Annotated in this window: 21 protein-coding genes; 7 read left to right on the forward strand and 14 right to left on the reverse strand. The window is 63.3% G+C overall.

Going from position 1 to position 18,824, the window contains the following annotated elements; all coding sequences use genetic code 11:
* Positions 1 to 392 precede the first annotated feature (392 nt).
* From RT697_RS20990 to RT697_RS21000, 3 genes are all read right to left on the reverse strand, one after another.
* Positions 393 to 1,454 carry a LysR substrate-binding domain-containing protein gene (locus RT697_RS20990; protein WP_313701518.1) on the reverse strand — a complete coding sequence of 354 codons (1,062 nt, stop codon included), beginning with the start codon at positions 1,452 to 1,454 and terminating at the stop codon, positions 393 to 395.
* Between the two features lie 29 nt (positions 1,455 to 1,483).
* Positions 1,484 to 1,915 carry a RidA family protein gene (locus tag RT697_RS20995; RefSeq protein ID WP_313701519.1) on the reverse strand — a complete coding sequence of 144 codons (432 nt, stop codon included), beginning with the start codon at positions 1,913 to 1,915 and terminating at the stop codon, positions 1,484 to 1,486.
* A gap of 180 nt (positions 1,916 to 2,095) precedes the next feature.
* Entirely contained in the window at positions 2,096 to 3,553 is a 1,458-nt protein-coding gene (locus RT697_RS21000) for a 2-hydroxymuconic semialdehyde dehydrogenase (RefSeq protein WP_313701520.1), read from the reverse strand.
* A gap of 165 nt (positions 3,554 to 3,718) precedes the next feature.
* Here RT697_RS21000 and RT697_RS21005 point away from each other — a divergent pair, with 165 nt between their 5' ends.
* Positions 3,719 to 4,204 carry a MarR family transcriptional regulator gene (locus tag RT697_RS21005; protein ID WP_313701521.1) on the forward strand — a complete coding sequence of 162 codons (486 nt, stop codon included), beginning with the start codon at positions 3,719 to 3,721 and terminating at the stop codon, positions 4,202 to 4,204.
* A 27-nt stretch (positions 4,205 to 4,231) separates the two neighbouring features.
* Here the strand turns inward: RT697_RS21005 and RT697_RS21010 are convergent, their stop codons facing one another.
* The 3 genes from RT697_RS21010 to groES form a co-directional block, all read right to left on the reverse strand.
* Complete coding sequence (locus tag RT697_RS21010) at positions 4,232 to 5,233, reverse strand: YihY/virulence factor BrkB family protein (RefSeq protein WP_313701522.1); 1,002 nt, start codon at positions 5,231 to 5,233, stop codon at positions 4,232 to 4,234.
* 242 nt (positions 5,234 to 5,475) lie between these two features.
* Positions 5,476 to 7,116 carry a chaperonin GroEL gene (groL, locus tag RT697_RS21015; protein ID WP_175191366.1) on the reverse strand — a complete coding sequence of 547 codons (1,641 nt, stop codon included), beginning with the start codon at positions 7,114 to 7,116 and terminating at the stop codon, positions 5,476 to 5,478.
* A 39-nt stretch (positions 7,117 to 7,155) separates the two neighbouring features.
* Positions 7,156 to 7,443 (reverse strand): co-chaperone GroES, encoded by a 288-nt coding sequence (gene groES, locus RT697_RS21020; protein WP_006221616.1) that lies wholly within the window; start codon positions 7,441 to 7,443, stop codon positions 7,156 to 7,158.
* A gap of 385 nt (positions 7,444 to 7,828) precedes the next feature.
* Between groES and RT697_RS21025 the strand changes: the two genes are divergently transcribed.
* Positions 7,829 to 8,473 carry a hypothetical protein gene (locus RT697_RS21025; RefSeq protein ID WP_313701523.1) on the forward strand — a complete coding sequence of 215 codons (645 nt, stop codon included), beginning with the start codon at positions 7,829 to 7,831 and terminating at the stop codon, positions 8,471 to 8,473.
* A gap of 71 nt (positions 8,474 to 8,544) precedes the next feature.
* Here RT697_RS21025 and RT697_RS21030 read toward each other — a convergent pair whose 3' ends face one another.
* Positions 8,545 to 9,309 (reverse strand): MipA/OmpV family protein, encoded by a 765-nt coding sequence (locus RT697_RS21030; protein WP_313701524.1) that lies wholly within the window; start codon positions 9,307 to 9,309, stop codon positions 8,545 to 8,547.
* A gap of 213 nt (positions 9,310 to 9,522) precedes the next feature.
* On the opposite strand from RT697_RS21030, the gene RT697_RS21035 reads away from it, so the two are divergent.
* Both RT697_RS21035 and RT697_RS21040 read left to right on the forward strand, forming a co-directional pair.
* A complete protein-coding gene (locus RT697_RS21035) occupies positions 9,523 to 10,188 on the forward strand; it encodes a response regulator transcription factor (protein WP_313701525.1) in 666 nt (221 codons plus the stop codon).
* Between the two features lie 29 nt (positions 10,189 to 10,217).
* On the forward strand, positions 10,218 to 11,558 hold the full coding sequence (locus tag RT697_RS21040; RefSeq protein WP_313701526.1) for an ATP-binding protein: 1,341 nt from the start codon (positions 10,218 to 10,220) through the stop codon (positions 11,556 to 11,558).
* Positions 11,559 to 11,663: 105 nt separating this feature from the next.
* On the opposite strand, the gene RT697_RS21045 is transcribed toward RT697_RS21040, so the two are convergent.
* Genes RT697_RS21045 through RT697_RS21065 form a run of 5 tightly spaced genes read right to left on the reverse strand, consistent with a single transcriptional unit; the run spans position 11,664 to position 14,246 of the window.
* Positions 11,664 to 12,386 (reverse strand): immunity 52 family protein, encoded by a 723-nt coding sequence (locus tag RT697_RS21045; RefSeq protein WP_313701527.1) that lies wholly within the window; start codon positions 12,384 to 12,386, stop codon positions 11,664 to 11,666.
* Positions 12,387 to 12,393: 7 nt separating this feature from the next.
* The gene (locus tag RT697_RS21050) at positions 12,394 to 12,999 is read right to left on the reverse strand and encodes a restriction endonuclease fold toxin 5 domain-containing protein (RefSeq protein WP_313701528.1); all 606 of its coding nucleotides are present in this window, start codon (positions 12,997 to 12,999) and stop codon (positions 12,394 to 12,396) included.
* A 6-nt stretch (positions 13,000 to 13,005) separates the two neighbouring features.
* Positions 13,006 to 13,362: a hypothetical protein gene (locus RT697_RS21055; protein ID WP_313701529.1), complete on the reverse strand. Its 357-nt coding sequence runs from the start codon at positions 13,360 to 13,362 to the stop codon at positions 13,006 to 13,008.
* Positions 13,352 to 13,858 carry a DUF4123 domain-containing protein gene (locus RT697_RS21060; RefSeq protein ID WP_313701530.1) on the reverse strand — a complete coding sequence of 169 codons (507 nt, stop codon included), beginning with the start codon at positions 13,856 to 13,858 and terminating at the stop codon, positions 13,352 to 13,354. The genes RT697_RS21055 and RT697_RS21060 overlap by 11 nt, the downstream gene beginning before the upstream one ends.
* A gap of 4 nt (positions 13,859 to 13,862) precedes the next feature.
* The gene (locus RT697_RS21065) at positions 13,863 to 14,246 is read right to left on the reverse strand and encodes a PAAR domain-containing protein (protein ID WP_313701531.1); all 384 of its coding nucleotides are present in this window, start codon (positions 14,244 to 14,246) and stop codon (positions 13,863 to 13,865) included.
* On the opposite strand from RT697_RS21065, the gene RT697_RS21070 reads away from it, so the two are divergent.
* Complete coding sequence (locus RT697_RS21070) at positions 14,245 to 14,481, forward strand: hypothetical protein (protein ID WP_313701532.1); 237 nt, start codon at positions 14,245 to 14,247, stop codon at positions 14,479 to 14,481. The genes RT697_RS21065 and RT697_RS21070 overlap by 2 nt on opposite strands.
* A gap of 56 nt (positions 14,482 to 14,537) precedes the next feature.
* Here the strand turns inward: RT697_RS21070 and RT697_RS21075 are convergent, their stop codons facing one another.
* Positions 14,538 to 15,485 (reverse strand): amidohydrolase family protein, encoded by a 948-nt coding sequence (locus tag RT697_RS21075; protein ID WP_313701533.1) that lies wholly within the window; start codon positions 15,483 to 15,485, stop codon positions 14,538 to 14,540.
* A 46-nt stretch (positions 15,486 to 15,531) separates the two neighbouring features.
* Positions 15,532 to 16,536 carry a tripartite tricarboxylate transporter substrate-binding protein gene (locus RT697_RS21080; protein ID WP_313701534.1) on the reverse strand — a complete coding sequence of 335 codons (1,005 nt, stop codon included), beginning with the start codon at positions 16,534 to 16,536 and terminating at the stop codon, positions 15,532 to 15,534.
* Positions 16,537 to 16,685: 149 nt separating this feature from the next.
* Between RT697_RS21080 and RT697_RS21085 the strand changes: the two genes are divergently transcribed.
* Together RT697_RS21085 and RT697_RS21090 are read left to right on the forward strand one after the other, a co-directional pair.
* A complete protein-coding gene (locus RT697_RS21085) occupies positions 16,686 to 17,576 on the forward strand; it encodes a LysR family transcriptional regulator (protein WP_313701535.1) in 891 nt (296 codons plus the stop codon).
* A 183-nt stretch (positions 17,577 to 17,759) separates the two neighbouring features.
* Positions 17,760 to 18,743, forward strand: coding sequence for a Bug family tripartite tricarboxylate transporter substrate binding protein (locus tag RT697_RS21090; protein ID WP_409517472.1), 984 nt, complete (start codon positions 17,760 to 17,762; stop codon positions 18,741 to 18,743).
* The last annotated feature ends 81 nt before the right edge of the window (positions 18,744 to 18,824 follow it).

The following is an 18,824-nucleotide window of genomic DNA, read 5'->3' on the forward strand; positions in this document are numbered from 1 at the left end:
TCGTACGCCTTCGGCTCCCTTCGGTTTCCCTCGGGCGCATCTACACGCCCCGCGCACCCCAGGCCGACGCCGCACCCGGCTGCGATGAATTCAGCTTGGCGGCCGGTGGGGCGAGTTGGGTTCTTGAGGTTCTTGCTCGGGGCAGCGCGTGTTTGGAGCGGCTTGCGGTGCCCGCCCCACGTCGGCCGCGCGGGCGGCCTGGTGGGGCTTACGCGGCGTCTTGCGTCGTCGTGATGACGCTTCGCGTGTGGCTGCGTTTACGTAAGCGTCAGGTGTCTGACACCGCAGCGATGACATACCGCATCTAGCCGATGTCTCCCAGGTGTCTGACACCGGCCTACGAAGCTCGGTCGCCGCCAGCCATCGCGCGGCTCCGGCCTCAGACCCCGCCCTCAGACCCCGCCCGCCGGATCTTCCGTCGTCGCCAGCCGCTGCGCCGTAATCTGCTTCAAATAATCCACCAACCGCTGACAAGCCGGCGTCAACGGCCGATCGGCTCTGATCGAATATCCGACATCCCCAAACGCGCCAAACACATTGGTAGGCAGTCGGGCCAGGATGCCCATCGAAAGAAACTGCGCCGCGGCGTCGTAGGGAATGAGCGCCAGCGCGTCGCTATGCATCAGCACGCCGATGTTGGTCAGCAAGGACAGCGACTCGACATGCCGCGCAGGCAAACGCAAGCCCGCATCAAAGAACGTGCGCTCTATCGACGCGCGTAGCGGAGACGTCGGCGCGGGCAGGATCCAGATGTGGTCCATTAAATCCGCCAAGGCCACGTCAGTCGCGCCAGCCAGCGGGTGACGGGCGCCCACGACTAGGCACAAATCCTCGTGGTAGAGCTTGTGATGATCGACAGCGACCCCGGAGATCGAAGCCATATCCGCGCCGGGCAGGCGGCCGACGACGATATCCACGTCCCCCGTGGCGAGCGCGGGCAGCAATTGTGCGGAGGGGCCTTCGCGGACGGTGACCTGGATGCCGGGGTGTTCGGTCATGAGGCGCGCGATGGCTTCGGGCAGGAGCTTGGCGGAGGCGGCAATCAAGGTGCCGACGACGACGTGGCCGCTGGCGCCGCCCAGCACGGCGTCGATGTCGTCGGCCATGTAGCGCACTTCGGCCATCATGGCGTGCACGCGGCGGCCCAGTACGAGGGCGAGTTCGGTGGGGGTGACGCCGCGGTTGGAGCGTTCGAACAAGGTCGATCCGAAGAACGCTTCGAGGTCGTGGATGGCCTTGGTGACGGTGGGTTGCGTCAGGTGCAGTTCGCTGGCGGCGCGCGATAGGGAGCGGCGCGCCAGGACGCGTTCGAAGATCTGGAGCTGATGCAGCTTGAGCTTGTGGCTCAGCGCGTTGGGCGTTATGCGGAAGTTCGACATCCGTGCGGCCGCCCCGGCGCGCGGCCGCGGACGATGGTCCTGTTCCCTGGGTGAGTCCGACATGCCGCCGCCCATGGTGCGTTGTCCGGATCGCCGGAGATCGGCTAGCGGGCGGCGGGCTTGTAGGCGACGGCCTTTATTTCGATCAGCAAATGCGGGTGCGGCAGTTGGTGCACCGCAACCGTGGTGCGCGCCGGACCGTCGGCGTCGAAGAACTCGCCGTAGGTCTGATTGTATCCACCGAAGTCGTTCATGTTGACCAGGAAAGTGCTGATCTCTACGACGTCGGCAAGCGTGGCGCCGGCGGTGGCGAGGATGTCGCGGATGTTTTCGATGACGGCGCGGGTCTGTACGCGGATGTCGAGGGTGGTGGTGCCCATGGCGTCGACCTCGGCGCCGGCGATGCGGTTGTCTGGCAGGCGCGAGCTGGTGCCGGAGACGTATAGGAAGTCGCCGGCGCGTTTGATGTGGGGATACTTGCCGCGGGGCGTGGCCTTGCCGGGGACGACGGTGGCGCTGGCGGTGGGCTGGTTCATCGGGCGGTCCTTTGTGTAGGTGTGGTGCAAGCGTTCGGTGGGTAGGTGTAGCGCTGTCAGCGCGTCACGAAGGCGTCGGTGCTTTCGTTGTAGCGCCGTCAGAGCTTGATGCAGATGTCGTGGGTGCGGCTTAGCGCCGTCAGAGCTTGATGCAGATGTCGTGGGTGCGGCTTAGCGCCGTCAGAGCTTGATGCAGACGTTGGTCGGTTCGGTATAGAAGTGCAGCGAGTGGCGTCCGCCTTCGCGACCGATGCCGGACAGGCCGCTGCCGCCGAACGGCGTGCGCAGGTCGCGCAGGAACCAGCAGTTGACCCACGCAAGACCGACCTGCATGGCCTGCGCGACGCGGTGACCGCGCGTGAGGTTCTGGGTCCAGACGGCGGCGGCGAGGCCGTAGCGGGTGTCGTTGGCGAGGCGAATGGCTTCGTCTTCGGTGTCGAAGGGGGCGATGTGGCAGACCGGTCCGAAGACTTCTTCCTTGATGCAGCGTGCGTCTTCGGACAGGCCGGTCCAGATGGTGGGCTGCACGTAGGCGCCTTCGTCGCGGGAGTCGCCAAAGACGGGAACGCCGCCGCCTGTGACGACCGTTGCGCCTTCTTCGCGGGCGAGGGCGAAGTAGGACAGCACTTTTTCGCGGTGCTCGCGCGAGACGAGCGGTCCAATTTCGGTGTCGGGGTCCAGCGGCCAGCCGATGCGCATGGCGCGCGCGCGTTCGGCCAGCGCGGCGACAAAGCGGTCGTAGATGGGGCGCTCGACGTAGACGCGTTCGGTACACAGGCAGACCTGGCCGCAGTTGGCGAAGACCGAGCGCGTAACGCCGTCGACGGCCGCGTCAAAGTCTGCGTCGGCGAACACCAGCGCGGCGTTCTTGCCGCCGAGTTCGAAGGACACGGGTTTCACGCCGGGCGCCACCGCGCGCATGATTGCCGCGCCAGTGGAGGATTCGCCAGTGAAGGTGATGCCGTCGATGTCGGGATGCGTGGTCATGAATTCGCCGGCCGAGTTCGGGCCGAAGCCGTGCGTCAGGTTCAGGACGCCGGGCGGCAGGCCGGCGTCGTGCGCGACTTCGGCGAGCAGGGTGGCGGTGGACGGCGTGACTTCGGACGGCTTCATGATGACGGTGTTGCCGAAGGCCAGCGCGGGCGCGACTTTCCACGTCAGCAGCAAGAGCGGCAGGTTCCACGGCGAAATCACGCCCACCACGCCGAGCGGCTTGCGGTAGGCGTAGTTCAACGCCTGGCGGCCGTCGGGCGTGTCGGTCATGTAGCTTTCCATGTCCAGCGTGCGCGCCAGTTCCGCGAAGGTGCGGAAGTTTGCCGCGCCGCGCGGAATGTCGATCTTGCCGGCCCAGCCGATGGGCTTGCCGGTGTCGCCGATCTCGGCCTGCAGGAAGTCGTCGAACCGGCGGTCGATGCCGTCTGCCAGCGCCAGCAGATAGTCGGTGCGCGCCGCCACGGGCAGCGCCGCCCAGGCGGGCAGGGCGCGCCGTGCCGCGATGACCGCGCGGTCGACCTGGTCGCGGCTGGCTTCATGCACCTGCGCGATCAATTGCCCGTCCACCGGACTATGTTTGTCGAAGGTGGACGCGCCGTCTTCGAAGCGGCCGTCCAGGTAGTTGCGCAGTTGGCGAGTCGGCATCGGCGTGTTCCCGTGAAGTCAGATAGGGCGATTCAAATAAATACGTATACGTACTATATTGGCGGATATTAGGCAGTGGGCGAATCCAAGTCAATGCGCATTTGCGAGAACGGCTGCGCCTACAATCCCCAGGCACATTCGCCAGGCACATTCCATGGACGCCAGATGACCGCCGCTTCCCGATCCGCCCGCCCGGCTTCCGCCCGGACCCTGAAGGAATTCGACCTGACGCACGTGGCGTCCCACCTGCTGCGCCGCGCCCATTTCCGGGCCGAGGCGCTTTTCACGCAGGCTTTTCCGGACGAGGATCTGACGCCGCGCCAGAAGGCGTTGCTGGTCACGGTCTATCAGAATCCCGGCGCGACGCAGAATCGCATCGCCGAGCTGATCGCGCTGGATCGGAATTCCTTTGCGGAAATGATCGCGCGGATGACGAAGAAGGGGTATGTGCGCCGAACGCGGTCGGCGGAGGACGGACGCGCCTATGCGCTGGAGATCACGCCCGAAGGGGTGGCGCTGCTCGCAAGAATTCTGCCGCGAGACGCCGAGGTCGAGGCGCAGGTGCTGGCCCCGATCCCCGAGGAATTGCGGCCGGTGTTCCTGCAGTGCCTGCGCCTGATGGCGGGTCTGGAAACCGTGCCCACGCCTTGACGGCGAAGCCGCCGGGATCGAAGCGGGTCAGCTGTCGCTTTTGGGCACTGGCGCAGGCGGGGGCGATTGAGAAGACGTTTGCGAAGGGGCTTGCGAAGGCGCTTGTGGATATGTCTGCGCAGGCGTTTGCGCCGCCGTCGCCCGCGGCCGTTCCACCTTCCCGAACCGCAGCGCAAACTGGCGCGTAAACACAGCGCCAAAGAAGAAGATCTGCGCGGAATACCAGATCCACAGCAACAGCGCGATCAGCGAACCCGCGGCGCCGTAGGCCGACACCGCGGCGCCCCGGCTCAAATACAGCCCGATGCCCCACTTGCCCAGCAGGAACAGGGCAGCCGTTACGACGGCGCCCGGGATGACGTCCGGCCACGAAATCCTGGCGCTGGGCAGCAGCTTGAAGATCACGGCAAACAGCGCCGCGACGACCGAAAACGAAAACAGATTGGATGCCCACTCCGCCACGATCGAGAAGGTCGAGTTGGCCCAGAGCGAGCCATAGATGCCTCGGGCAGCCGCCAAGCCCGCGTTCACGGTCAACGACACCAGCAGGAAGAGCGCCAGCACCAGCACCAGTCCGAACGACAGCAGGCGGCTTCGCACCAGGCCTTTTATGCCGCTCTTCTGATTGGCCCGCACTTCCCACAACTCATCCAGGCTGGCCTGCAATTCCGCAAAGGCGGTGGTCGCGCTGAAGATCAGCACGCCGATCGACACCATGGCCGCGATCCAGCCGCTGCCGGATTCGTGTGCGCTGGCAAGTACCGTCTGGATCACCTCAGCGCCGCGCTCGCCGATCAGGTCGCGCAACTGCGCAAACAGCTCGGAGCGCACCGCTTCTTCGCCAAAGAACGCGCCCGCCACCGCGATCACCAGCAGCAGCATCGGGGCCAGCGAAAACACCATGTACAGCGCCAGCGCGGCGCCCTTGCTGGAGGCGCGGTGGCTGGACCATTGCTTGGCCGAGTCCATCAGCAAACCGCCGATCTGTGAGGGTCGCAATACTTGCAGAACGGTTCTGGGCAGTCGCATGGGGCAATGTCTCGGTATGGCGAGCCTTCATTGTAGGGACGCGTACAAGCCCCAGATACGGCCAGATTGTTGGCAAACGTTTTCAAACGCCGGGATATTTGCCGCTATTGAAACAACACGCAAAGTATCGGGCGCCATTGCCGGACCCAAAAAAAAAAAACCCCCGGGGCGAAGGACCGGGGGTTTTTCGGATACTGCATCCCCCGGCCGAAGCCGGGGAGGCCTTGCAAGAACAGCGGGACTTAGAAGTCCATGCCGCCCATGCCGCCCATGCCACCGGGCATGGCCGGAGCAGCGGGCTTGTCTTCAGCCAGTTCAACAACGGCGGCTTCGGCCGTCAGCAGCAGGCTGGCGACGGAGGCAGCGTTTTGCAGGGCGGTGCGGGTCACCTTGGTGGGATCCAGCACGCCTTGCTCGACCAGGTCGGTGTACTCGCCAGTCGCGGCGTTGTAGCCGTAGTTGCCCTTGCCGTTCAGCACGTTGCTGACCACGACGCTGGCTTCTTCGCCGGCGTTCGTGACGATGGTGCGCAGGGGCTCTTCCACAGCGCGCAGGATCAGCTTGATGCCGGCGTTCTGGTCAGGCGTGTCGCCCTTCAGGTCAGCGATGGCTTGCTTGGCGCGCAGCAGTGCAACGCCGCCGCCAGCCACAACGCCTTCTTCCACTGCAGCGCGGGTGGCGTGCAGGGCGTCTTCGACGCGAGCCTTCTTTTCCTTCATTTCGACTTCGGTGGCAGCGCCAACGCGAATCACGGCAACGCCGCCGGCCAGCTTGGCCACGCGTTCTTGCAGCTTTTCACGGTCGTAGTCGGACGTGGCTTCTTCGATCTGGATGCGAACTTGCTTGACGCGAGCTTCGATCGACTTGCTGTCGCCAGCGCCGTCGATGATCGTGGTGTTTTCCTTGCCCACTTCGATGCGCTTGGCTTGGCCCAGTTCAGCCAGGCCGGCCTTTTCCAGCGACATGCCGGTTTCTTCGGAGATCACCGTGCCGCCCGTCAGGATGGCGATGTCTTCCAGCATGGCCTTGCGGCGGTCGCCGAAGCCAGGCGCCTTGACGGCGGTGGTCTTCAGGATGCCACGGATGTTGTTCACAACCAGGGTGGCCAGCGCTTCGCCTTCGACGTCTTCCGCGATGATCAGCAGGGGACGGCTCGACTTGGCAACTTGTTCCAGCACGGGCAGCAGGTCACGGATGTTGCTGATCTTCTTGTCGAAAATCAGGACAAACGGATCTTCCAGCACGGCAACTTGCTTTTCCGGGCTGTTGATGAAGTAGGGCGACAGGTAGCCGCGGTCGAATTGCATGCCTTCGACGACGTCCAGCTCGTTTTCCAGCGACTTGCCGTCTTCGACGGTGATGACGCCTTCCTTGCCGACCTTGTCCATCGCGTCAGCGATGATCTGGCCGATGGACGAATCGCTGTTGGCCGAGATGGAACCGACTTGAGCGATTTCCTTGCTGGTCGTGACCGGCTTGGATTGCTTCTTCAGTTCGGCGACGGCGGCGGCGACAGCCTTGTCGATGCCGCGCTTCAGGTCGATCGGGTTGAAACCGGCGGCAACGTACTTCAGGCCTTCCTGAACGATGGCCTGGGCCAGCACGGTGGCGGTCGTGGTGCCGTCACCGGCGTTGTCGGAAGTCTTGGACGCGACGTCCTTGACGAGTTGAGCGCCGATGTTTTCGAACTTGTCCTTCAGTTCGATTTCCTTGGCGACGGACACGCCGTCCTTGGTCACGGTCGGGGCGCCGAACGAGCGCTCCAGCACGACGTTGCGACCCTTGGGGCCCAGGGTGGTCTTGACAGCGTTGGCGAGAACGTTCACGCCACGGACGATGCGCACGCGAGCGTCATCACCGAACAATACTTGCTTGGCAGCCATTTGTTAGCTTCCTTGGAAAATTCGTTTGAGGCGGGAGATTTACTGAACCACGGCGAGGATTTCGTCCTCGCGGATGACGAGCAGTTCTTCGCCATCAACCTTCACGGACTGGCCGGCGTACTTGCCGAACAGAACCTTGTCACCAGCCTTCAGGTCGACCGGCAGGATCTTGCCGTCTTCGGTCTTCTTGCCGGGGCCAACGGCCACGACTTCACCCTGGTCGGGCTTTTCAGCGGCGCTGTCGGGGATGACGATGCCCGAGGCAGTCTTGCGCTCGTTTTCGAGGCGTTTGACGATCACGCGATCGCCCAGGGGACGCAAGGCCATGAGGAACTCCTGTTAACTAAATGAAAGAGGTGGTCGGTTGCCCGGGAGGCGTTAGCACTCACCGGAGTCGAGTGCTAATTATAGGGATGATGTTCTGAGGTTCAAGGGGGGGGGGGCGCTGTTACATATTTGGGCCCGGCGGCAGGGATCCCGGCGCCTTGGTCTGACGGACTCGATGTCAGATGTCCTTCGCATGCCACCCGCGCTCCTGCTCGATAACGAGTTTCGAACCTGTCTGATTCGAATGCGCAATCGATCTCTATATCGTGTCGCCGCATCGCGGATGTGGCAGGCGAGTTGGCTTTCTCGGAAGTGAGTTGGCGTTCTCCGATATTTGCAACGGCGAATACTGCAACTGAAGCTCAACCCCGGAGGCTAAATTATTGTGTTGTTTCCCCCCAGTATTAAAACCGTGCGGTTGGCAAGTCGCATTGGTGTCGTTGGAGCGTTGCTGTCCGTCGTCGCCAATCTGGCTGGTTTCTATAACGTCACATACCGGCCGTGGAGCGATAACGAGATTCCGCCGTGGCTGAATTTGTTTGGAATCCAGGTGGCGCTCGGAGCCTGGTTCATCATGTTGCTTGGTGGCAAGAGGTGGCTCGCTTGGGGCGCGGTTGTGCTCTTTGTCGTACTGTTAAATGTATTCTGGCCCTCGCGAATGCACATCCACCTATTCGATGCGAGCAGTGAATCCGTGTACGGGTCGCCTTATCGCATCAGCTACGAGCCTTTTCGCAACTGGAGATGGCGAGTCACTCAAAACGAGGGGCTGACGCCGGGAAGCAGTACGCTTTTCGGCCAGAGATTCACGTACAAGAAGGTGACAGCCGCGACGGCTGATGACGCTGGTGATATCTCGATTCGAGATTTCAGATGCGAGGCCAGCAGGGAGGTCTATTTGGGGCACATATCGGTTACGTATGTGCGAATCTTTCCCGATAATCCTCTGAGCCCTTATTTCAACGTGCTGAAAGACCCTGCAAGCTTCAATTTCGAGGGATGTTCCGTAGTCGAGAAGAAGGATAGATAGTGCCGTGTGGCTTCTCGGGGCAACCCACATGGCCCACTTTCGCCATGCGCCATGCGGGCCACCCCGACCGCTCAGAAGCGGTACGCTACGCCCATGCTTCCAAACACGTTTGCCTTACGCTCGTTGAGCGGGCTGTCACGCGCATCTCCGAACACTGTGTTCACACCCAGCGTGCTCATCAGGTTCCAGTCCTTGGTCAGACTGTAGTTCCAGCTGGCGGCCACGGCGGCCGACTTGAAGCCTGAAGAGGCCGAGTATTGCGGTAATCCTTCCCGGCTGTTCGCAGCGTCGCGGGCGCTTACGCCAAACCAGGTCTGCATGGCATCGCTGTTGGCCCATTGCGTGCTTACGCCCAGGCGCAGCTGCTGGCGCTCGGTCTGCAGCACGGCATATGAGGCGCGCAGCTCCAGCGTGCCGCCGTACCCGCTCTTTGCGGCCTGGCGGTACGCGGCGCCCAGCGCGTAGCGGCCCGGTGTCCATTCGATGTACGCCCCGTACGACGCATGGAAATCGATATCGCGCATGCCTTTGGTGCGATCGGCGTCATCGGAATCGCGGCCCAGGTCCATGCCCAGGAAAATTCCGCCCTCGAGGTCGGTGGCGAGGCTGGTGCGCAGGCCCATGGCCGGGAGACCGGCGCGCGGCGAAATGAAGAACGGGCCTGACGAATAATTGATCAGCGGCCGCGGCACGGCGCGATAGTCTCGCGAACCTTCGTAGACCGGCACGACACCCACGCCCAGGCCGATGAAATTATTGCTTTGGGCATTCGCCCCTGCTGCGCCGGCGAGCAGCGCCAGCCCGGCCGCACCGCGCGACCACATTGATCCAAGCATGATGGCTCCTGTCGATTCCAACGGCGGCGCGTCCGGCCACCGTGTCAGGCCGCTATGATGACGAAGGCCGTTTAGGAATTTTTTAAGAACGGCCAAAACAAGGAATTTGCCCTTTTGGGTGCCGTTCTCGCGCGTCGGGCCAGCGATTAAAGAGTTCTTAAAGCGCCGTGCCGCATACTACGGCGCTTGCCCGCCACTTCCATGAAGGCCCCCATGCGGATTCTGCTCGTCGAAGACGACGCCATGCTCGCCGATGCGCTGGCCGTGGCCCTGCGGCGTGACGGCGCCGGCGTAACGCTCGCACGCGATGCCGGTGCGGCGCAGCTTGCGCTGATAGACCAGGATTTCGATCTCGTGCTGCTCGATTTGGGCCTGCCCGGCGGCTCGGGCATGGGCGTGCTTGCGAAAATGCGGTCGAGCTACGACGTGACGCCGGTCATCATCATGACGGCACGTGACCGGCTGAGCGAGCGCATCGCCGGACTCGACGCCGGCGCCGACGACTATCTCGTCAAGCCATTTCAGATCGACGAACTGCTGGCGCGGCTGCGCGCGGTGTTACGGCGTAGCTCCGGGCGGGTCGCGCCCGTGCTGCAATGTGGCGCGATCGTGATGGACCCCGCCAATCATCAGGTCACGCTCAACGGAGAGCCCGTCGCGCTCAGCACCCAGGAATACCGCACTTTGCAGCCCCTGATGGAGCGCGCCGGAAAGTCGCTCTCGCGTGCGGCGCTCGAGCTCGCGGTGTATGGCGACAGCGCGGCCACCAGCAGCAACACGGTCGCCGTCTACGTGCACCAGTTGCGCCGAAAGTTAGGCGAGGACTGCATAGAAACCGTGCACGGCTACGGCTACCGCATCCGAACCGCCGCGCCATGATCCGGTGGTCATCTCACCGCTCGCTGCGAATGCGACTGCAGGCGGGCATTCTGGCGGTACTGCTGGTTTTCTGTGTGGCGATGCTGGCCTGGTACCGCGCCGACATGACGCGCGAGCGCACCGGCGAGTGGGACTACAACCTGCAGAGCGTGGGCCAGACCGCGCTGCTATCGCTGCCCCGCGGGCTCGAGCTCACCGGTCTGCCGGATGGCTACACCATCTCGGATCAGCTGCGCATGGCGCCCGACCAGACAGACGTTGCGATCCAGGCCTACGCGCTCGATGATGGCCGCCGTCTGCTGGCCTCGCCCAATGCACCCAAGACACCGCTGGTTCCATCCGGCCTGGACGGCCTCGCCTCCGCCATGGTGGAGGGCACCGAATGGCGCACCTATGCGATCAGCGATGCCGAAGGCCGCATTCAGGTGCAAGTCGGCAAGGCCACCTGGCAGTTGCGCAACGAACTGCGCGAGCGGCTGCGTACTGCGCTGGCCCTCATGAGCGCGCTGTTCGTGCTGCTCGCCGCGGTGTCGTGGGCCATTACGTACGCCACCTTCGCGCCTGTGCTGCGGCTTTCCACCGCCTTGCGCAATCGTCTGCCGCTCGACCTGGAGCCACTTCCCGACGCAGGCATGCCCGACGAGATCCAGCCGCTCGTCGGCGCGCTTAATCAGCAGCTCGCGCGTGCCGAAGCCTCCATCGAAAACGAACGCCGCTTTCTGCAGGATGCGGCGCACGAGCTGCGCACGCCGCTGGCGGTGCTTACGGTGCAGGCCGAGAACGTGCTGCGCAGCGACGATCCCGAGGAGATTCGCGCCACCGTGCGCCAGATCTTCGAGGCCACGCAGCGCAGCGCCCGCATGTCTGAGCAGTTGCTCGACATGGCCCGCATGGAGGCCGCCGGCCTGCTCGACGCGGCCGTGCGCATCGATCTCGCGGCCGTGGGCGCCGCGGTCGCCCGTGACTACGAGTCGAGGGCCGAACAGCGCGGACAGATTCTGCAAACGGATCTCGCGCCTGGCCCAGTGCGCGGCCATCTCGACAGTCTGGGCATTCTGCTGCGAAATCTGCTCGACAACGCGTTGCGCTACAGCGGCCCGGGCGGGCGTATCGTCCTCAGTTGCCGCCACGACGGCGCTGCAAACGAGGTGGTGGTGGCGGTATCGGACGACGGGCCCGGCGTATCCGAAGCATCACGGCCGCGCATTCTCGACCGCTTCTACCGCGACCCCAATGCCATCGGCCACGGCAGCGGCATCGGTCTGTCGCTCGTCGCGCGCATCGCGCGCCTGCATGGCGCCACGGTCGAGGTGGGCGTCGGACTCGAAGGGCAAGGATTAGGTGTGACGGTGCGGTTTCCGCAGGCTTGATGCATTCGCCGGCGCCGCCGTCCCTGTTGCATGCGGCTTCAGCTGCTCCTTGTAGGTATGATCGCGGGGGTAATCGCTCGGCCATCCGTCCGACGGCATCAGGAATTACAGGTCGGCGTAGCGCGGCAACAAGTCTTGATCCACCAGGCGCATTTCAATGCGGTTGGCCAATTCGACATGCTTGGGGTTGTCAATCGAAAACACTTCGTCTGCCACGCTGACGATGACCGTGCCGGTCTGCTCCTTTCCGGCGGCAGGAAAGGGAATCAGCGCCTGAGCTTCCGGAACCTGTTGAGCGGTGATCACTTGGGGAAGGTAGAGCATCCAGCCCACGCCGGGCTTGTCCGTGAAAACTCGCAGCGGGAAATAACCTTCTGGGAACACCTCAATAAACAGGGGGTGAAATTCCTTAATGACGACTTGGAGCGTGTCCAGTAGATCTTTTGGTCGGCTGAAGCACGCGGGGTCGCCGATCCGCAGGTCGATTCTGTCAGGAAGAACTTTCGGTCCGACATGGCAGACCATTGACCCTCCTTCACCTTTGATCCTCCGACCATTCCAGATTGCGACGAACGAGAATGTTCCTTTGTCTCCGCGGAACTCCTCGTTCAGAACGGCCAGCGCAGCGGGCGTCGCTTTGCCGTCTGATTCAAATACCTTGTAGAGGTTCGCTTCCTCGACGCTGTCTCCCTTGAGCAGCCAATTGGCCGCAGCCATGGAAGGACTATGCGTCGCGAGTGCTGAAGCGATTTTGAATTCACGTTCAAGAATTTCTTCAAAATCTCGTGACGCGAGCCTCTCATCGCGGAACATTGCGGAGATATTCATATCTGCCTTATGGTCTGGTTTCTGATAGAGCGCCCAATTGCGCTAGCAGGACAGCCATCCTCTGATGGGTGAGGTGAGTTTGGAAATACCACTTCAGCTTGGTTGGTGGATGCGTCCGCACTAGCGTCCCTTGCATGATCGCTTGCCGTTCCATGGCATCAAACCCTCGAAAAAAATCTTCCGAACCCCGAATGGAACCGTCCAGGAATTGGTCATAGTTTCCCTTCGTTTCCTGGAGTAAGCACTCTGCGGATACGAATCCGTCAAAGTCCGTGTTCTCCCAGTTCCATTCGTCGCTCCACTGACAATATTCGGCGTCATAGGCGAATCCCGTTACTCTGGCCTGGTATCGATAGGCGTTCCAATTCACTCCATGCCTGCGCCTGACCTTCATCCCCAAATCTGGTGGACACTTCTTACAAGGTTCTTCAGTCCGGGGTAATGCACGATCGGCAGGCTTGGCTTCGCTGTTCTCGCGTGGTGTGTCGCCAGGCAGGGTAGCCACTCCACCCAGTACTGCTGTCGTTGCAGCACTCGCGGCTGCTCTGGCCGTCGCCGCCGCAATAGCTTCTGCGATCCAACCTGCAATTGGGAAAGCCAAGGGGCCCGGCATCTTGATCTACTCCGCTTGTTGCTGGTGAGTTTCGTGTCGCAATTTCCAGTGGATCACTTGTAGGAAGTCATGAAATCGCTGATCGGCCGAACGGCCAGGTTTTTCCATCCAGCGACAGAATCCCGGTTGCTTGTAAAAACTCGGCACCACGGCTTCCGTTCTGAGAAAGTGAACCAAATTCACATCTTCATTAATCTCGATGGCTCTCGCTCGTGTCAAGGCGGCGGCGAGCCGCTCGGTCAAGCCCGCCTGGGCAAGACCAGGATAGTCTCGAACGATATCTTTCTCGATGGACTGAACAAAGCCTTTTGCGTCAATTGCGCATAGGCCTGCGACTTGCTCCATTGAGAGTTCAAGTTCCATGGCTCTGGTAAATCCTGGTAAGTATCCCGTCCCGTTGAATCAGCCAGTCCAGGACAGGTGCGAAAAATGCAGCTAGTTGGACGGGGGTCAGGAGCGCGGTGATATCGCTCGTGATTCTCGCATCGTAATAACGCAATAGTGCGATGGCGCCGCTGGGCATGCACACATTTAGTCGGGCGCGTAACGCTGCCGCCAAGTCTTCAGGCGCGTAGGCGCTGACAATCCAGATGCATCCCGTCGCGCTGTCGCCCATCTGATGCAGCGCTGGCAAGTAACTGTCGTGATCGGCTGAGCAATCTAGCAGCCAAGGGCCGGCATGGGCCAACGCTTCATCGGGCGTGCCGTCAAACAGTGCAATGCGGGAGGAGGACCGTGACAAGGGAGATTCACCTGCATGGTCTCGATATAGCAACCCGTCCACTAGACCATATAACCGCAGCGGAAAGGCTATTTTCTGTTGTCGCGAGCGCAGGTATTCCTCGACTTGAGCCGTCACTGCGTCACCCCCGCGCCACAGTCGTTGCGGCAGTGCGTGCCGCCGACTCCAAGCATTCCTGGCAGAGGGTTTCGCTCTGTGGGGTTGTCCCCGGTTGGGAGGCAGACAGGCCTTCAGCCTCACTGATGCGAGCCATCATCTGCGAAGCAATCAATATTGCTCCGCATGCGGTACGCATTCCTTCTACGGCGGTGTCGTGGCCCATGAAGGAATGATTGCGGCCCGGATCTGGCAGGATCGGAAAGGCGCCCTTGCATTTCGGGCATACGACCTTGTGGCCCACCAAGGCGATTTCCCTTCCGAATAGCATCGCGGTGGGAAGGCCTTCAGCAACCGTCCCGCCATGCGAGCTTCTATCCCCTTTTCGAATAATCGCGCGTTCAGGCATGGCATCTCCGTCTTCGTCGAAAACGAATTTAGCATTCCTGCGGAAAAAAACTACCGCCGCCGCGCGTTGGCAGAGCAAGGCCGTGGCGGGCAAGCTGAAGCAGCCGCAATTCCGGATGAGGGACTTGATGGCCCGGTATCAGAGCGATTGGAATCTGATGATTGGCGCCAACGTCAACAACCTGTTCGACAAGGTTTACATGTCGGGCATGCGTGACTTCGGCCGGGTGCAATAGACGCAGGGCCCAGCCGGATCGAAGACGGCCAGTGCGATTGTTGCCTGGCGCCGTCCTCAGAAGTCGTAAAGCCGCGCGGCGTTGTCGACCAGGATGGCCTGCTTCTCGGTCTCGCTCACCCACGCGCAGAAGGCCGAGAGTTGTTCGCCATCGTCGATGGGATGCAGCGGTTCGCTGCGATCGCGCGTGCGGGCCACGCCGGGCCAGGCCCCCGAGTGCGGCCAGTCGGTGCCCCACAGCATGCGATCGAGCCGCGTATCGATCAGGGCACGTGCGATCTGGCGCGCTTCGGTGGGCGGGCGGCCGTCCTGCCAGACCGTGAGGCGGTACGGGGCAGAGAGCTTTACGTACACGTTGCCCGTCGCCACCATTTCCAGCAGCGCATCGAAGCCGGGCTGGCCCGTGCCGGCCACGGCGCTCGCCAGCGCGAAATGATCGATCACGACGGGCACGGGGCAGTCGCGCAACGCGGCGGCGAGCGCGGTGACGACCGGCAGTGTGGTGTAGATCTGCACGTGCCAGCCCAGGTCCGCCACCTGCTCGGCGGTGCGTGCCAGGGCATCGCGCGCGATGGTTGGGTCCTGCTGACCGAACGACTGCAGGTTGACGCGTGCGCCTCTCACGCCCGCCGCGTGCAGCGCACGCAGGCCGTCGCGCGAGATATCGGGCGCCAGGACCGCGACGCCGCGTGACGCGTGGCCTGCCGCATTCAGGGTGGCAAGCGCATCGGTCATGCAGCTATTGTCGGTGCCTTGCGGGCTGGCCTGCACGACCACTGCGCGGTCAATGCCAAGCGCCGCGTGCAGCGCAAGCAGGTCGTCGGTCGAAGCGAGCCCCGGCATGAACACGCGGTTCTCGGCCAGCGGATAGCGGTCGAACGGACCGAAGATATGCACGTGGCAATCGCACGCGCCCGGCGGAATCGTGCCGGTGACCGGGCGATGATGCACGCCCAGCACGGTGCGTGGGTCGTCGGAAGAAGAGTCGGGCTGCGTACGGCTCATGGGATGCTCGGAGAGATGAGGGGGAAGGGCGTGCACGCGGCCGCGTTCAGGGGTTCTGCTTGATGCCGGCGGTCTGGATCAGCCGCACCCACTTGTCCCGATCCGCCTGGTAATAGCGGGTGAAGGCCGCCGGGCTGTCGTCCGACAGCGCGTACCCTTGCGCCTCCAACTTCTCGCGCACGTCCGGCAGGCGCAGCACGCGGCGAACTTCCGCGTTCAGCGCGTTGACCACGTCGGGCGGCGTGGCGGCGGGCGCAAGCAGGCCAAGCCAGGTCGCGACCTCGTAGTCCTTGAGCCCCGCTTCGGCCGTGGTCGGCAACTGCGGCGCGAAGTCGACGCGCGCTTTGCTGGTCACGGCCAGGGCGCGAAGGCGCTGGTCCTTCATGTAGGGCAGGGCCGTCGAGGCGTTGGCGAACATGAACGGCAACCGGCCCGCCAGCATCTCGGTGATGCAGGCCTGTTCGCCGGCAAACGGGATGCTGTGCAACTCGATGCCCGCCGTCTGGGCGAACAACACGGCCGCCATGTAGGGCGAGGTGCCGATGCCTCCCGAGCAGAAATCGATCTCGCCCGGTGCGGCCTTGGCCTGTGCGATGAGCTCCTGGACGGAGTTGGCGCGCAGCTTCGGCCCGGCCAGCAGCACTTGCGGCGCGCTACCCACCAGGGCCACGCCGGTGAAGTCCTTCATGGGGTCGAATGTCGTCACGTTCTGCAGCGTGGGCGCCACCGCGACCGTCGTCTGGCTGGCGAGCAGCAGGGTGTTGCCATCGGGCCGCGCGCGGGCCACGTAGGCCGCCGCGATCATGGAGGCGGCGCCGTTCTTGTTCTCGACCATCACGGCGCGTCCGCCCACCTGCATGTGCTGCGCCACGATGCGGGCCACGGTGTCGGGCGCGCCTCCCGGCGGCGCACCGACGACGATCCGGATCGTGCCGCCGGCCGAGGTGTCGGACATTGCGGGCGCGCCCAACGCGAGCAACGCGCTGCCGAGCAGCGGTGCGAGCAGTCTGGCCAGCAGTCTGCGTGGGTGGTCGCCAGGTTTCGTTTGCATGGGTGTCTCCTCGCCATATCGCCGTGCGCGGTATCGAAGCCGCGCCGGCTGTTGTGATGTGGAGCCAGTGTCCGGCAGGCAGATTGATATAGTCAAATATATAAATTGAGTCATTTCATACATGGATATGTATGAACAGCGAGGTTCACATGAATAAACGCGAGATGGCGCTCTTCGAAGCCGTAGGGCGCACCGGCTCGGTCACATTGGCGGCTGCCGCCACCGGGATGTCGCAGCCCGCAGCGAGCGCGATGCTGAAGTCGTTGGAAGACAAGCTGGGCTTCGCGCTGTTCAGCCGCGAAAAGCGCCGGCTGGCGCTGACCGCCGAGGCTCGCTTGCTGCTGCCGGAGATCGTCCATGCATTGGCCGCGATGGACAACGCCGAACGGGTGGCGGCCAGCATGCGGGGCGGGGCGCATGCGCGGCTGGACGTGGGGGCGGTGGCGGCCGTGGGCGCGAGCATCCTGCCCGGTGCGATGGCCTGGTTGCAGGCCCGCGAGCCCGGTGTGCGCGTCAGCGTGCGTACTGACATGACGCTGGGCGTGGCGGGGCTGGCGGCCGATCAGCGCATCGATATCGGCATCGTGATCGGCTCGGCCGCGCTGCCGAACGTGGGTCAGCGCACGCTGGCGCGGCTAAGCCTGCAGGCCGTGATGCCGGCGGGCCACGCGCTGGCGCATCGCCACCGTCTTGCATTGGCGGATCTGGCGGACGTGCCCTACATCTCGCTCAGCCGTCACTTGCAGGTGGGGGCGCTGACGGCGCGGCAGTTCGAGCAGGAACGCTTGCCGTTTCTGCCGGTGATCGAGGTGAATCAGTACTCGGCGGCCTGCGCCTTTGCGGAACGCGGCCTGGGCGTGGCCATCCTGGATAGCATGAGCGGTCTGTATGCGCAGCGACACGGGCTGAGTGTCGTGCCCGTGGATGTGGAAGGCGGTCTCGATCTGGACATCGTATGGCCTCTTAATCGCGGCCTGGGACGCGTGGCGCGGCAGCTTGAAGCCGGCTTGATGCATGAGCTATCTCACGCCACCGAATAGGCGGCTCGCGTGTCGCCGGCAAGATTAGGGTTATTCCGGGATTCTTTATGCTTAAACTTTTGTGAAGAATGAGCGGCGGATGCAGAGCCGCCGCCGCGATGAGGCATGAGGGCGGTTCACCGTGGTGCGGCATGTGACGCACCATTCGCGGGATCGACGGGTGAGCCCCATATGGAGAATCGCATGCTGTTGCGTAGACGTTGTCTGGCCATGATGATGCTGGCACTGACTGGCTGGGCGACGGGAAGCCATGCGCAAACGCCATCTGAGGCCTGGCCCACCAAGCCCGTGCGTCTGGTTGTGGGGCTGGCGCCCGGCGGGCTGGTCGACGTGCTGGCGCGCACCGTGCAACCGCATTTGGCCGAGGCCTTTAAGCAGACCGTCATCGTGGAGAATCGGGGCGGTGCGGGCGGCAACGTGGCGGGAGCCGAGGTGGCGCGCAACGGGAAAGACAACCATACCTTCCTGCTGAATCCTTCGACGACCGAATCGGTCAACCCGCTGATGTTCGTCAGCATGCCGTTCGATCCGCAGCAGGATTTGCGGCCGGTGGGCTTGCTGGCCAACAGCCAGTTGTTCCTGTTTGTCCGGTCCTCGCTCGGCGTCAACACGCTCGAGGAGTTTGTGGAATACGCGCGCAAGCGGCCCGATCCGCTCAATTACGGTTCGGCCGGCAACGGCACGACGCCGCATCTGGCCGGCGAGCTGCTCAAGCAGGCGACGGGCATGCAGGCCACCCATGCGCCGTATCGCGGCGTGGCGCCGGCGATACAAGACCTGGCGGCGGGCCAGATCGACTTTGCGTTTGGCCCCGCGACGGTCTTTCCCATGGTGCAAGCGGGCAAGCTGAAGGTGCTGGCGGTGGCGAGCCGGCAACGCGCTGCGGTGGCGCCCGACATTCGAACGTTCTCTGAGGTTGGCATAGACGGGGTTTTTGCCGACAGCCTGTTCGGCGTGTATGCCGCCGCTGGCACGCGCGATGATGTGGTCGCTCGCATGAACGCCGAGCTCAATAAAGTGCTTGCGCGGCCGGAGATCCAGAAGCGCTTTCTGGATGCGGGCGCCGAGGCAATACCGCTGAGTGCGGCCGACTATGCCGCGCGCGTGCAGGAAGAAAAGAAACTGTTCGCGCCGTTGATGAAATCGTTGGGGTTGAAGGAACAGTAGCAGGCTGGGCCTTCGATGAGGTTCGACCCCTGACGCGCGCCTCCGACTAAAGGCCCTGTTCAGAGCAAGGTTACTTATCGT

Source organism: Achromobacter sp., from assembly GCF_032113835.1.
GTDB lineage: Bacteria > Pseudomonadota > Gammaproteobacteria > Burkholderiales > Burkholderiaceae_B > Achromobacter.

What these genes read in the sequence shown, in the direction of transcription:
- RT697_RS21065 (WP_313701531.1), bottom strand. Translation starts at nt 14,246, where the DNA reads ATGCCTGAACGCGCGATTATTCGAAAAGGGGATAGAAGCTCGCATGGC.
- RT697_RS21000 (WP_313701520.1), bottom strand. Translation starts at nt 3,553, where the DNA reads ATGCCGACTCGCCAACTGCGCAACTACCTGGACGGCCGCTTCGAAGAC.
- RT697_RS21090 (WP_409517472.1), top strand. Translation starts at nt 17,760, where the DNA reads ATGCTGTTGCGTAGACGTTGTCTGGCCATGATGATGCTGGCACTGACT.
- RT697_RS21030 (WP_313701524.1), bottom strand. Translation starts at nt 9,309, where the DNA reads ATGCTTGGATCAATGTGGTCGCGCGGTGCGGCCGGGCTGGCGCTGCTC.
- RT697_RS21050 (WP_313701528.1), bottom strand. Translation starts at nt 12,999, where the DNA reads ATGCCGGGCCCCTTGGCTTTCCCAATTGCAGGTTGGATCGCAGAAGCT.
- RT697_RS21045 (WP_313701527.1), bottom strand. Translation starts at nt 12,386, where the DNA reads ATGAATATCTCCGCAATGTTCCGCGATGAGAGGCTCGCGTCACGAGAT.
- RT697_RS21055 (WP_313701529.1), bottom strand. Translation starts at nt 13,362, where the DNA reads ATGGAACTTGAACTCTCAATGGAGCAAGTCGCAGGCCTATGCGCAATT.
- RT697_RS21075 (WP_313701533.1), bottom strand. Translation starts at nt 15,485, where the DNA reads ATGAGCCGTACGCAGCCCGACTCTTCTTCCGACGACCCACGCACCGTG.
- RT697_RS20995 (WP_313701519.1), bottom strand. Translation starts at nt 1,915, where the DNA reads ATGAACCAGCCCACCGCCAGCGCCACCGTCGTCCCCGGCAAGGCCACG.
- groL (WP_175191366.1), bottom strand. Translation starts at nt 7,116, where the DNA reads ATGGCTGCCAAGCAAGTATTGTTCGGTGATGACGCTCGCGTGCGCATC.
- RT697_RS20990 (WP_313701518.1), bottom strand. Translation starts at nt 1,454, where the DNA reads ATGGGCGGCGGCATGTCGGACTCACCCAGGGAACAGGACCATCGTCCG.
- RT697_RS21005 (WP_313701521.1), top strand. Translation starts at nt 3,719, where the DNA reads ATGACCGCCGCTTCCCGATCCGCCCGCCCGGCTTCCGCCCGGACCCTG.
- RT697_RS21085 (WP_313701535.1), top strand. Translation starts at nt 16,686, where the DNA reads ATGAATAAACGCGAGATGGCGCTCTTCGAAGCCGTAGGGCGCACCGGC.
- RT697_RS21010 (WP_313701522.1), bottom strand. Translation starts at nt 5,233, where the DNA reads ATGCGACTGCCCAGAACCGTTCTGCAAGTATTGCGACCCTCACAGATC.
- RT697_RS21080 (WP_313701534.1), bottom strand. Translation starts at nt 16,536, where the DNA reads ATGCAAACGAAACCTGGCGACCACCCACGCAGACTGCTGGCCAGACTG.
- groES (WP_006221616.1), bottom strand. Translation starts at nt 7,443, where the DNA reads ATGGCCTTGCGTCCCCTGGGCGATCGCGTGATCGTCAAACGCCTCGAA.
- RT697_RS21070 (WP_313701532.1), top strand. Translation starts at nt 14,245, where the DNA reads ATGGCATCTCCGTCTTCGTCGAAAACGAATTTAGCATTCCTGCGGAAA.
- RT697_RS21040 (WP_313701526.1), top strand. Translation starts at nt 10,218, where the DNA reads ATGCGACTGCAGGCGGGCATTCTGGCGGTACTGCTGGTTTTCTGTGTG.
- RT697_RS21035 (WP_313701525.1), top strand. Translation starts at nt 9,523, where the DNA reads ATGCGGATTCTGCTCGTCGAAGACGACGCCATGCTCGCCGATGCGCTG.